9 protein-coding genes and 1 pseudogene are annotated in these 12,481 nt (G+C 73.1%); 4 read left to right on the top strand and 6 right to left on the bottom strand.

The window, feature by feature from the left end; genetic code table 11:
* The first annotated feature begins 39 nt into the window (after positions 1–39).
* On the top strand, positions 40–1,137 hold the full coding sequence (locus tag CIB93_RS17395; RefSeq protein ID WP_096627885.1) for a DUF5925 domain-containing protein: 1,098 nt from the start codon (positions 40–42) through the stop codon (positions 1,135–1,137).
* Between the two features lie 89 nt (positions 1,138–1,226).
* On the opposite strand, the gene CIB93_RS17390 is transcribed toward CIB93_RS17395, so the two are convergent.
* Positions 1,227–1,601 (bottom strand): GntR family transcriptional regulator, encoded by a 375-nt coding sequence (locus tag CIB93_RS17390; RefSeq protein WP_096627883.1) that lies wholly within the window; start codon positions 1,599–1,601, stop codon positions 1,227–1,229.
* Between the two features lie 109 nt (positions 1,602–1,710).
* On the opposite strand from CIB93_RS17390, the gene CIB93_RS17385 reads away from it, so the two are divergent.
* Positions 1,711–2,631 carry a GNAT family N-acetyltransferase gene (locus CIB93_RS17385; protein ID WP_096627796.1) on the top strand — a complete coding sequence of 307 codons (921 nt, stop codon included), beginning with the start codon at positions 1,711–1,713 and terminating at the stop codon, positions 2,629–2,631.
* On the top strand, positions 2,612–3,133 hold the full coding sequence (locus CIB93_RS17380) for a DUF402 domain-containing protein (RefSeq protein WP_179500147.1): 522 nt from the start codon (positions 2,612–2,614) through the stop codon (positions 3,131–3,133). The genes CIB93_RS17385 and CIB93_RS17380 overlap by 20 nt, the downstream gene beginning before the upstream one ends.
* Before the next feature lie 129 nt (positions 3,134–3,262).
* On the opposite strand, the gene CIB93_RS17375 is transcribed toward CIB93_RS17380, so the two are convergent.
* The gene (locus tag CIB93_RS17375; protein WP_096627881.1) at positions 3,263–4,756 is read right to left on the bottom strand and encodes a trifunctional class I SAM-dependent methyltransferase/NUDIX hydrolase/VOC family protein; all 1,494 of its coding nucleotides are present in this window, start codon (positions 4,754–4,756) and stop codon (positions 3,263–3,265) included.
* Between the two features lie 13 nt (positions 4,757–4,769).
* A pseudogene (locus CIB93_RS17370) lies at positions 4,770–5,128 on the bottom strand (tripartite tricarboxylate transporter permease); the annotation flags it as partial.
* A 276-nt stretch (positions 5,129–5,404) separates the two neighbouring features.
* Between CIB93_RS17370 and CIB93_RS17365 the strand changes: the two are divergent.
* The gene (locus CIB93_RS17365; protein WP_096627793.1) at positions 5,405–6,481 is read left to right on the top strand and encodes a lytic polysaccharide monooxygenase; all 1,077 of its coding nucleotides are present in this window, start codon (positions 5,405–5,407) and stop codon (positions 6,479–6,481) included.
* 168 nt (positions 6,482–6,649) lie between these two features.
* Here CIB93_RS17365 and CIB93_RS17360 read toward each other — a convergent pair whose 3' ends face one another.
* From CIB93_RS17360 to CIB93_RS17350, 3 genes are all read right to left on the bottom strand, one after another.
* The gene (locus tag CIB93_RS17360; RefSeq protein ID WP_096627791.1) at positions 6,650–7,543 is read right to left on the bottom strand and encodes a triacylglycerol lipase; all 894 of its coding nucleotides are present in this window, start codon (positions 7,541–7,543) and stop codon (positions 6,650–6,652) included.
* 287 nt (positions 7,544–7,830) lie between these two features.
* A complete protein-coding gene (locus CIB93_RS17355) occupies positions 7,831–8,841 on the bottom strand; it encodes a hypothetical protein (RefSeq protein WP_096627790.1) in 1,011 nt (336 codons plus the stop codon).
* Complete coding sequence (locus CIB93_RS17350) at positions 8,838–12,344, bottom strand: DNA polymerase III subunit alpha (RefSeq protein ID WP_096627788.1); 3,507 nt, start codon at positions 12,342–12,344, stop codon at positions 8,838–8,840. Before CIB93_RS17350 ends, CIB93_RS17355 begins: the two co-directional genes overlap by 4 nt.
* Between the last annotated feature and the right edge of the window lie 137 nt (positions 12,345–12,481).

Here is a 12,481-nt window from a genome sequence, read left to right as displayed (position 1 = left end):
CGGGTGCACGGGCTGCCCCCGTGCCGGATCATGGACGCCATGCCTGCCTCCCCCGAATCCGCTCTGCCGATCCGGCTCACCGTCGACGACAGCGATTCACCGTCCGACGTCGTCGACGCGCTCTTCCTCGGCCGCTTCGCGACGGGCGAGCAGCCGTACGCGCACAGCTCGTCCCTCGACCGGGTCAAGGCCGGGGCGACCCTGCTGCCCCCGCACGCCACGGTGTTGCGGGCCGCCCGCGACGACGACCGCAGCGCCACGCTCGCCGAGGGCGAGGGCTGGACCCTGCTGGCCTCCCGGTGGAACCGCGGCGCTGACGTCACCGTCACCGCGACCAGCGCGGAGCTCGCGGAGCGGATTCTCGGCGAGGCCACGGAAGGGGCGCAGGACGAGCCGGAGCCCCAGCCCGACAACGTGACCATGGGCTTCTGGTACGTCTCCCCGCGCCGCGGCCCCTACCGCACCACCCGCCGGATCACCGCCGGGAGCTGGGACGAGGTCCGCCCCAACTACACCGCGCCGGTGGCCGACGCCATGGACCGGCTGATGAAGGTGACCCCGGACGACATCGCGGGGCGGCTGCTCCTGCTGCACGGCCCGCCCGGCACCGGCAAGACCTCGGCCCTGCGCACTCTGGCCCGCTCCTGGCGCGACTGGTGCCAGGTCGACTGCGTGCTGGACCCCGAGCGGCTGTTCAACGACGTCGGCTATCTGATGGACATCGCGATCGGCGAGGACGACGGCTCGGCGAAGGGCGGCCGGTGGCGGCTGCTGCTCCTGGAGGACTGCGACGAGCTGATCCGCGGCGAGGCCAGGCACACGGCGGGCCAGGCTCTGTCCCGGCTGCTGAACCTGACGGACGGTCTGCTGGGCCAGGGCCGGAACGTTCTGGTGGGGGTCACCACCAACGAGGACCTGGAGCGGCTGCACCCGGCGGTCGTCCGGCCGGGCCGGTGTCTGGCCCGGATCGAGGTCGGCGGGCTGACCCGCCAGGAGTCGTCGGCCTGGCTGGGCACGGAGGAGGGCGTGAGCCGGGAGGGCAACACGCTCGCCGAGCTGTACGCGCTGCGCCGGGGCATCGGCCCCGCTTCGGTGCCGAAGCAGGACGCGGGGGCGGACGCGGGGCTGTACTTGTAACTGCTGGCGGTTGACGTACGCCCCCTGCCGCGCGGGGCAGGACGACCGCGGGCACGGACAAGGCTACGGATCAGTCCCCGTACTACGGATCAGTCCCCGTACGCGGCCCGCACCGCGTCCCGGGCGAGTGCCAGGGCCTGTTCCCGGGTGAGGCCGAGCCGCTCGGCGGTCTCCGCGTAACTCTGCGCGGCGGTCGCGGCCCGCTGCTCGGCCGCTCCCCCGGCGGCCGCGACGAAGGTCCCGTTACGGCCCCGGGTCTCGATCACGCCGTCCGACTCCAGGGCGCGGTAGGCCTTGGCCACCGTGTTGGCGGCGAGGCCCAGCTCCTCGGCGAAGCCGCGTACGGTCGGGAGGCGGTGGCCGACGGGCAGGGCTCCGGAGCGGGCCAGTTCGGAAAGCTGGTTGCGCAGTTGCTCGTACGGGGCGATGCCGGAGTCCGGGTCCAGCACGATCTTCGCAGTCACGGGCTTCTCAGTCACGGGCCGATTCTCCCCCACCGGCGGAAATCCGGTTCTCCAACACCGGCGAAAAAGGAGAGGCGCCCGGGGCCCGGCTGCACCTACCGTCCCCCGCATGACTGTGATCGTGCGCGATTTCCGGCCGTCCGACGCCGAGGAGTGGACCCGTGTCCGCCGGGCTTCGGTCCCCTACATGGTGGCCACCCCCGAGCAGGTACTCCACGACCAGGCCCACGCCCATCCGGACCGGCACTACCGGCTGCTGGTCGCCGAGGAGGACGGTGAGATCATCGGTACGGCGCAGGCGGGCATCAGCCACGACAGTCCGGAACCGGGGCAGGGGTTCGTCACCCCGCACACGCGCCCCGGCCGCACCGGCCGCGGCGCGGGCTCGCTGCTGCTGAGCACGGCGGAGGAGCACCTGGCGCAGGCCGGGGCCACGGTGGTGTACGCGTGGGTCCTGGACAACCCGGAGAGCCTGGGCTTCGCCCATGACCGGGGCTATCTGCCCAAGCGCTCCGCCCACTTCCAGCGTCTGGACCTGGCGGGCGGTTCCCTGCCGCCGCGTCAGGAGGTTCCGGCGGGCGTCGAGCTGAGGACGGGCGCCGACTTCGCCGACGATCCCCGGCCACTGTTCGACGCGGACGTCGAGGCGACGGCGGACGAGCCGGGTGACATCCCCATCGAGCTGGACGACTACGAGGACTGGCTGACGAACATCTGGCGGCATCCGGCCTTCGACCAGGAGCTGACCTCGGTGGCGCTGGTGGACGGGAAGGTCGCGGCGTTCAGCGCGGCCACCACCGACGGAGCGCGGACCTATCTGAGCGCCATGACCGGCACCCTGCGGGACTTCCGGGGGCGGGGCCTGGCGAAGCTCGCGAAGAACGACTCGCTGCACCGGGCGCGGGCCGCCGGGTACACGGACGCGTACACCTCCAACGACGCGGGCAACGGGCCGATGCTGGCCGTCAACGAGTGGTTCGGCTACACGGTCTGCGCCACGGAGGTCCGGCATGTCCGCACCCTCCCCTGAGCCCGGCGCGCCCCGCGCTGGCGGCGCCCGGGACGTGGTCGTCGCCCTGACCAAGGCGGGCCGCACCAAGATCAGGTATCCGGCGGAGCTGGTCCGCGACGACAGCGTCCGTATCACCGTACGGGCCCCGTGGGCCGCGCCCGGGGTGCGGGACTTCGGCTTCGTCCGGTTCGAGCCGGGCGATGTCCTCACCGAGCACTACTGGCGTGACCGGTGGTTCGCGGTGAAGGAGGTCCGGGGCGGCGACGGCGGGCTCAAGGGCTGGTACTGCGACATCACCCGGCCCGCCGTCCTGGCCGACGGGGTGCTGGAAGTCGAGGATCTGGACCTGGACCTGTGGGTGTCGGCGGACGGCTCGTCCGTACTCCGGCTCGACGAGGACGAGTTCGAGGCGAGCGGCCTGGCCGGTCGCGACCCGGCGGCGGCCGGGGCGGCGGCCTCAGCCCTGGACGAGCTGGAACGCCTGGCCCGGACCGAAGGGCTGGCCGGTCTCCTCTCCTGAGCCCCTCACCGGTCGGTGTGCGGAGGGGCCGCGGGCCGGTGAGCTCGTGGGAGCTGCCCGCCACCGGGAGCGGCCAACTGCCGGTGGCGGCCGGGATCAGCTGGTGAACACCACGGGGAGGCGGCCCGGTCAAGGGCGGGGACGGAAGCCGGCGACCAACTCCACCTCGTATCCAGCCGGGTCCTCCAGATAGGCGGCGCAGTGGGTCTCACCGCCCGCGAACGGATGGCGGTCGGGGAACAGCAGGCGCCAGCCGTGCTCGGGGGCCTCGGCCGTCAGCGCGTCGAGGGCGGCCCGGTCCGCGACATGGAACGCCAGGTGGTTGAGGCCGGGGCGGCGGCGGTCGTGGCCGTCGGCGGCGAGGTCGGGCGACTGCTCGACCACGACATAGGCGTCGCCGCGCCGCCAGCTTCGGCCGTGCGCCCAGCGCTGGTACGGGACATGGCCGAGGCGGCCCAGCAGCCAGCCCCAGCTGCGTTCCGCCCCCGCCAGGTCCGCCACCCACAGCTCGATGTGGTGCACGCGCCCGGTGACCTCTCCGGCGGCGGGCAGCGGGACGCCCCGGCGGACGCGGCCCGGCTCGTACGCGATGGGGTCCCCGTCCCGGTGCCAGTGGATCATGAAGTGCTCCCCCGCCCGGTAGCCGTCCAGGCCAGCCCGGCAGTAGGCGACCATGTCGTCCGGCAGGGCTGCCAGCGGGGACCAGACCAGCTCGGAGCACTTCTCCGGCTCGGCGTTGCGCGGTGGGCACTCCGGGTCGTACTCCGCGACGAAGAACCAGCCCATGCGGGCGCCGCCGCCGGGGCCCCGGTGCTGCATCACGAGCGCCACTCTCAGCTCGTCGGGGTCCAGATCGAGGCCGATCTCCTCGGCGGCTTCCCGGATCATCGCCTCGCGGACGTCCTCGCCGTCCTCCGCGTGGCCCGAGGGCATGTGCAACAGGCCGTCCGCATAACCCGTGTTGGAGCGGCGGGCGAGCAGCACGTCGGGGCCCCGGCGCAGGATGAGGTGGACGTCGACAACCTCGGTGTGCCGGTGCGGGGGCATCGCGCGGGCCACCAGGGCGTAGCGCTCGTCATCGACCTCCCCGCCCCACAGCCGCGCGTCGGCGGCGAGGTCCTCGTGGTGGACGCGCTCGGTGTGCGCGGAGAGCAGAGGGGTCAGCGTGGCGGCGGACAGCCCCACCCCGCCCCACACCCCTTCGACGAGGACCAGCCGCCCGCCCGGCTTCAGCAGACCGAACCAGTGCTCCAGGGCCGCCGCCGGATCGGGCAGCAGCCAGAGGACATGGCGGGCCACGATGGCATCGAACGCGCGCTCCCCGACCGGGGGCCGGGCGGCGTCCCCGACCAGCACCTCGGCTCCGGTCCCGGCGAGCTTGGCCCGGGCCCGGTCCGCCATCCGGGGCGAGCGGTCGACGGCGGTGACACGGTGGCCCTGGCCCGCGGCGAGCAGGGAGAGACTGCCGGTGCCGCACCCCAGGTCCAGCACATCGCCGCGGACGGCGGGCAGCCAGCTCTCCAGCCGCCCGGCCCAGGCCTCGCGCACCGCGGGGTCGAGGAGTCCGTGGTCGGGCTCCTCGTCGAAGGATCCGGCCGCCGCGTCCCAGTCGATCGTGGTCATGGTGTCGATGCTCTCAGCCACCACTGACAGTGCGGGAGTCCTCGGCCGTTTTCCGGCCGCCGCGCCTTCTGACGACCAGCCGGTGGACGAGCGGCCAGGCCACGATCAGCGCCACCATCGCGTGGACCGTGACGGAGAAGGGGGTGTTGACCAGCCGGTCGCGCCGCCGTCGCTGATCCGGAGTGCGCGGCGCAGCTGCTGTTCGGCGGCCGGGCCGAGGATCACCCCGATGACGGCGGGCAGCACCGGCAGTCCGTAGCGCCGCATCCCGAACCCGATCAGTCCGATGACCAGGAGGACCACCAGGTCGAGGGACTCTCCGCCGACCGCGTACGCGCCGACGGCGGCGAAGACGAGGATGCCCGCGTACAGGGAGGCGATGAGCCCCCCCATCGATCGGCCATCGCCCCTCCCCCTCCCCCGCAAGGCCTGTGCACCCTTCGTCTCGTCGTCGAGTATCAGGCACCCCACCGACAGTCGTCGTGCACGGCCGGATACGAGACTTCCTGAGCGCCCTCTTAGCCTCGCCTTAACGGCACCATAAGGATCGCCATCACCCTGCCCCAGCAGGCGTTTTCGGCGTTTCGAGCGGCTAGCTTGCTGATCGCCCAACCCCGCAGCCGTGCCGTTCCAGAAGGAGATCCACCCATGACCGCTCGACGCAAGGCCACCGGGATCCTCGCCCTCGGTTTCGTCCCGATCGCGCTGGCCGGGCCGGCCGCCACCCCGGCCGTCGCGCACGGTTCGCTGACCGATCCGGTGAGCCGGGTGTCCGCGTGCTTCGCGGAGGGTCCGGAGAGCCCGAAATCGGCGGCGTGCCGGGCTGCCGTCGCGGCGGGCGGTACGCAGGCGCTGTACGACTGGAACGGGGTGAACATCGCCAACGCGGCGGGCAAGCACCGCGAGCTGATCCCGGACGGCAAGCTGTGCAGCGCGGCCAACGACAAGTTCAAGGGGCTCGACCTGCCGCGCGCCGACTGGCCGGCCACCGCGATGTCGGCGGGCAAGCACACGTTCCGGTTCCGCGCGACGGCCCCGCACAAGGGCTCGTTCGAGCTGTACATGACCAAGCCCGGCTATGACCCGACGAAGCCGCTGGCCTGGTCGGACCTGGAGGCGAAGCCCTTCGCGGAGGCCGCCGAACCGGTGCTGGAGAACGGTTCGTACGTCTTCGACGGCACGATCCCCGAGCGCGCGGGGCGGCAGCTGATCTACACGGTGTGGCAGCGCTCCGACTCCCCAGAGGCGTTCTACGCCTGCTCCGACGTGACGTTCGGCGGCGGTTCGGCGGGCAGCGGCACTCAGGACGGCGGGGCGGAGAAGGAGGAGGGGCAGCAGGGCGGTGGCTCCGGTGCCCAGGCCCCGGCTCCGGCCCCCTCCGCGCCCTCCGAGGACGCGATCGCCGAGGGCGCCGAGAAGTCCTCCGTCGAGCACAACGGGCACGGCGACGACGACGCGAACACCGGGGCGAAGGTCAACACCGCCGCTCCGGCCTCCCCTTCGGACAAGGACAAGGACAAGGACAAGGCCGACAGCGCGGGCGAGGGCAACGCTCCCGAAGTCAACACCGCGAGCAAGGACGAGGTGCTCGCCGAGACCGGTGGCTCCGGCAGCAGCACCTACCTCGCCATCGGGGGCGCCGGGGTGCTCGCCGCCGGTGCGGCCGTGCTGTTCGCCTCGCAGCGCCGCCGGGCCGCCGCGTCGACGGGCCGTCACAGTCGCTGACCGGCACTGACCGGCGCAGCAGCCTTCCGTACCCCTGCCGCGTCCCTCCGGGACGTCGGGCGCGGCAGGACGTGACGGGCCGGGGCCCGCCGTCCGCCCCACCGGACGGCGGGCCCCGGCCCGTTGTCGTATCGCGATGTGCCGTAACGCGTCGTCGGGGCCCGCGGGTCAGCCGATCACCGAGGCGCAGGTGGTCGGAGTGGCACGGGCCGGGTCCAGGGCGTTGGCCACTTCATGGAAGGCGATGCGGTCGATGGTGCCGATCGCCACGTGCTCGGACAGGTCGAGCGGGCACAGGTCCTGGAGGAGGACGTTACGTACGTTCGGGCCGTCCAGGTACTGCGTGCGGTACGGGGTCACGACCTGGTCGTACTTGGTCGCGATGACGGTGTAGCGAACACCGGGGACGGTGTCGCCGCCCGCGGTGAGCTTGGTGATGAAGGGCGAGCCGGCGACCTGGTCGGCGAGGCCGGGCGTCTTGTCGGTGATGAACTTCTCGACGCCGGGGAAGAACGGCAGCAGCTTGGTGAGGCCGAGCAGCGTGGTGCCGTGGTTGCTCGGGGCGATGCCGACGAGGGCGTTGACCTTGTCGGCGCCGCCGAGGAACTTCAGGTAGTAGTTCGGCATCATGCCGCCCTGGGAGTGCCCGACGATGTCGGCCTTCGGGGCTCCGGTGGCGGCGAGCACCTTGTCGACGAACACATCGAGCTGTTCGGCCGACTTGTCGACAGGGCCGAGGCCGTGGAAGAACGGCACGCCGGGGAGCTGGCCGTAGTCGAGGGAGAAGACGCAGTAGCCCCGGTTGACCAGGTAGGGGGCGAGGAACAGCCAGTTGTCGATGGAGTTCCCGAAGGTTCCGTGGACCAGGACGACCGGGCGGGGATGGGCGGCGGAGGGCTTGCAGGAATAGTCGTTCCAGCCACGGGAGGTGGCCGTCGCGGCGGCGGGGGTGGCCGCGCTCGCGGTCGCGGTGGGGGCGACGAGAACGGTGAGGGCGAGTAGCAGGGCTGCGAGAGAGGTGCGCACGCGGGGAACGCGCGCAGCACGGATCCAGGGCAGCATCGTGTGGTCTCCTTGCGGCTCAAGGGAGTGCGATGGCGGTGCGCCCTGTGGCCCGGACCACAAGCTCTGTGTGCTCATGCCAAATTACGCACGAGTAAGGTGGGGAGGGAAGTTACGCGTCGGTAAAAACTGGCGCGGTGTCACCGTAGATCAGGTGATGGACGTCCGGGGATCGGGTCATGGACGCCGGAGACCGGGTCATGGGTGTCCGGAGACCGGGGCATGGGTGTCAGTTCAACCCCGTCGGGAAGCGCCGGACGCCCCGCGTGTCAGTTCAACCCCGTCGCTCAGGCCGCGAGTCCCGCCGGTTTCACCGCGCCGGGCCCGAACCTCTCCCGCAGCCGGTCCGCCACCTCCTCGATCCGGCGCGTCCGCTCGTCCGCCGGGTCGAAGGTGAGCTGACGGGAGGCGCGTCCGGCGTCGGCCAGCCCCTCCGCGCGCAGCGCGATCCCCCGCACCCGGGCCCGCTGGAGCCCGAAGGACTCGTGGATGCGGTAGGCGAGCGCGGTGAGCGCGGCCGAGTGCGCGGTGGGCTCCCGCAGCGTCCGGCTCCGGGTCAGGGTCGCGTAGCCGGTCCGGTTCGCGAACCGCACCGAGACCGCGAGCGACCCGCACACCCGCCCCTCGCCCCGCAACCGTGCCCCCAGCTCCTCGGTGAGCGAGAGAAGCGCGCGGCGGTGCCGCTCGGGGGCCAGTTCGTCGCACGGGAAGGAGCGTTCGGCGGCGATCGAGCGGGCAGCCGCGTTCGGAGCGACCCGCGTACGGTCGATACCCTGCGCCCGCTCCCACACCTCGCGCCCGGTGCGTACGCCGGTGATGCGCTGAAGCGTGGCCAGGGGTGCGGCGGCGATCCGGCCGACGGAGTCGAGCCCGTATCCGCACAGGGTGCGCGCCGTGGCTGCCCCGACACCGTCCAGGGCGACGGCCGGGAGCGGCGCGAGGAACGCCGCCTCCTCACCCCGGTCCACCACGAAGGTGGTCCCGGGCGCGGCCCGCCGGGCGGCCGTCCGGGCCACGAGGGGGTTGCTCCCCGCCCCGATCGCACAGTCCACGCCGTGCAGGGCGAGCGCCCGGACCCGGATCAGCGAGGCCAGGCCCCGCGCGTCCCGCCCGAAGTAGCGCAGTGCGCCGCTCACATCGGCGAGCGCCCCGTCGGGCGGGGCGGCCTCGACGACCGGGGTGAGCGTGCCGAGCAGGGCGAGCAGACCGGTGTAGTCGGCGCTGTCGGGGGGCCCGCCGGCGGTCCTGCGGAACCGCAGGGAGAGGACGCACGGGCCTTTTGCCCCACTGCCGTTCATCCCGCGCTCCCTTGCGACTGGTGCCACAACTTCCTTCCCGTGGGCGTCCCTTCGCCGGGTGGCTGAAGGTCGGCCCAGGGGTTCATCTCGTAGCCGGTCTCCATCCGTATACGACGTCCGGGCCCGGAGGCCCCTTCCCCGGCCTCCCCCTCGGCGCCCTCCCCGGCCCCCTCTTCCGGGCCCTCCGCCAGCCGGGCCGCCACCGCGTCGAGCCCTCCGGTGCGCCGGAGTTCGGCCAGCTCCGCGAGGTTCCAGGCGGCCGCCCCCACCACGCTCAGGCTGCGCGCGCCGCGCCGCTGCACCACCCCGCGCACCAGCAGCAGCCAGGAGTGGAAGACCGTGTGGGCGCAGACGGCGTGACTGTCCTCGAAGAACGCCAGGTCGGCCAGGCCGGTGCCGTCGTCCAGGGTGGTGAAGACGACCCGGCGGCCGGAACGCATCGGCGGCGTCTGGGTGGCCACCTTGGCCCCCGCGACCAGCACGGTCTCCCCGTGCCGGGCCTCGCGCAGCCGTTTGGCGGAGACCACGCCCAGCTCCTTCAGGAAGGCCTGGTGGTCCCCCATCAGATGGCGTGAGACATCCATGCTCAGCACCCCGAGCTCGGCACTCAGCCGCTCCGCCTCGTTGAGGTCGGGCAGCCCGACGGAACCTGTGCGGTGCCCCTCCCCCAGCGGGAGCTGGTCCCCGCCGGCACCGGAGCCGGAGCTCCGGTGGGCCCGGTGCAGCTCGGAGAGGTGCAGCAGCAGGTCGCGGCGGTTGGCGCCGAAGGCGTCCAACGCGCCCACCTGCGCGAGCCGTTCGGCGATCGGGCGGCCCGGGCGGGCGCGCTGCCAGAAGTCCAGCAGCGAGGCGTAGGGCTGCCCCTCCTCGATCCGGGCGGCCTCGGCCTCGCTGATGCCGTGGACGTCCGAGAGCGCGAGCCGCAGCCCCCAGACTCCCTTCCGACCCCCCTCATCGGGCACCAGTTCGATTCTATGGGCGACCGCCGAACGGTTCACATCCAGTGGCAGTACCGGCACCCCGCGCCGCCGGGCGTCCGCGAGCAGCAGCCGCTTCGGGTACATCCCGGGGTCGTGCGTGAGCAGACCGGCGTAGAAGGCGGCCGGGTGGTGCGCCTTGAGCCAGGCCGACTGGTACGTCGGCACGGCGAACGCGACGGCGTGCGCCTTGGCGAAGCCGTAGCTGCCGAACGCCTCGATGATCCTCCAGGTGCGGGCGATCACCTCGTCGTCGTACCCCATGGCCGCCGCACGCCGGGGGAACCACTCCCTGATCAGCTCCTGCGACTCGGGGTGGGAGAGTCCGCGCCGCACCCGGTCGGCCTCGCCCCGGCCGCAGCCGGTCATGATGTCGACGATCTCGATGATCTGCTCGTGGAAGACGACCACGCCGTAGGTGCCGCTCAGCGCTTCCGCCAGGTCACGGTGGGGGTAGCGGACCGGCGCGCGGCCGTGCCGGGCCTCGATGAACGGCCGCACCATGTCGGCCGCGACCGGCCCGGGCCGGAACAGCGAGATGTCGACGACCAGGTCGTGGAAGGTGGCGGGCTGGAGCCTGGCGACCAGGTCGCGCTGGCCCGGCGACTCGATCTGGAAGCAGCCCAGCGTCTCGGCGGTGCGGATCAGCCGGTACGTCTCCGGGTCGCCCGGCGGTACGGCGTCCAGGTCCACGTCCGTGCCCGAGGCGCGTTTCAGCTCCGCGACGGCGTGCGCCATCGCCGACTGCATCCGTACGCCCAGCACATCGAGTTTGAGCAGCCCGAGGTCCTCCACGTCCTCCTTGTCGAACTGCGCCATCGGGAAGCCCTCGCCGCTGGTGGGCATGACCGGCGCACGGTCCATCAGCCCGGCGTCCGAGAGCAGCACCCCGCACGGGTGCATGGCGATTCCGCGCGGCAGTGCGTCGAGCCCCTCCACCAGCTCCCACAGCCGCCCGTACTTCTCCCGGTTCCGTGCGACCTCCTTCAGCTCGGGCAGCTCCTCCATCGCGGCGCGGGCGTCGCGGGCGCGGATGTGCGGGAAGGCCTTGGCGAGCCGGTCGGTCTCGGCCGGGTCCATGGAGAGCGCCGCCCCGACGTCCCGGATGGCGTGGCGCACCCGGTAGGTCTCGGGCATGGCCACGGTGGCGACGCGCTCGGGTCCGAAGCGTTCGATGATCCGGCGGTAGACGTCGAGGCGGCGGGCCGATTCGACGTCGATGTCGATGTCGGGCAGCACGAAGCGGCGCTTGGACAGGAAGCGCTCCATCAGCAGTCCGTGCTCGACCGGGTCAGCGTGGGCGACACCGAGGAGGTGGTTGACCAGGGACCCCGCTCCGGAGCCGCGCGCGGCGACCCGGATACCCATCTCCCGTACGTCGTCGACCACCTGGGCGACCGTCAGGAAGTAGGAGGCGAAGCCGTGGTGGGCGATGATGTCCAGCTCCTCGCGCATCCGCTCCCAGTAGGCGCGGTCACGGTCGTAGCCGCGCCGCACCATCCCGGCGGCGGCCCGGGAGGTCAGCACCCGCTGGGCGGTACGCCGGCCGACGCCCACCAGATGCGGTTCGGGGAAGTGGATGCCGCCCAGCCCGAGGTCGGCGGCGGGGTCGACGCGGCAGGCCTCGGCGGTGTGCCGGGTCTCCGCCAGCAGCCGGGCCGCCGCGCCCTGCCCGAGCCCGGCGGCGGAGGCGATCCGCTCGGCGGTCTCCCGCATGGCGCCCTCGCCCTTGAGCCAGCGCTCACCGCTGTCCAGGGGCGAGCGGCGCGGGTCGAGGGGGACGAGCCCGCGGGCGGAGTCGAGGACGTCGGCGATGGGCCCCTGCCCCGGGTCGGCGTACCGGACGGCGTTGGTCAGCACGGCCCGTACACCCTGTTCCGCGGCGAAGCCGAGGGTACGGGCGGCCAGCCGCAGCGATCCGGGGCCGGTGCCCGCGCGGCCGTGGTGGACGGCTTCGAGGCGCAGGTCGTCGCCGTACACCTCCCGCCAGGGCGCGAGCAGCGCGGCGGCCCGGTCGGGGCGTCCGGCGGTGAGCGCCCGGCCCACTTCGGAGGCGGGCCCGAGCAGTACGGTCAGCCCGTCGGCGGGCAGTGCGGCCCGGGCGACGAGGGGCGGGCCCGCGGCACCGGCGTCCCTACCGCCCGCGCCCCGCGCGTGGGCGGCGGTGACGAGACGGCACAGCCCGGCCCAGCCGCGTGCGCCGTCCCGGGCGAGGAAGGTGACCCGGGGTGCGGATTCATCGACGAAGGCACCCCCGCGTACCGGGGTGCGCGGACGCACGGCCCGGCCCGGCCCCTTCGCGTACGGCTCCACCGCGAGGTCCGCCCCGAAGAGCGGCCGGACGCCGACCCTCTTCTCCCGGCAGGCCTTGGCGAAGCGGACCGCCCCCGCGAGGGTGTCGCGGTCGGTCAGCGCGAGGGCGTCCATCCCCCGTTCGGCGGCACGCTCGGCGAGCCGCTCGGGGTGCGAGGCCCCGTACCGCAGGGAGAACCCCGAAACGGTGTGCAGATGCGTGAACCCGGACATCCGCACCTCCTTGACCGCTACGACCGTTCCGCCACTCACCACCCCCTGCTCTCCACCATAGACCAAGCTTCGAACATTCGTACGATAACCAATGTGGGTCGCACCACGCCGACCCACCGCCCCGCACCCCCCGTTCC

Origin of the sequence: Streptomyces sp. WZ.A104, assembly GCF_002382885.1 — a bacterium.
Lineage (GTDB): Bacteria > Actinomycetota > Actinomycetes > Streptomycetales > Streptomycetaceae > Streptomyces.
Note: the sequence above shows the minus strand (reverse complement) of the source record. Positions and strands in the feature narration are given on the sequence as shown.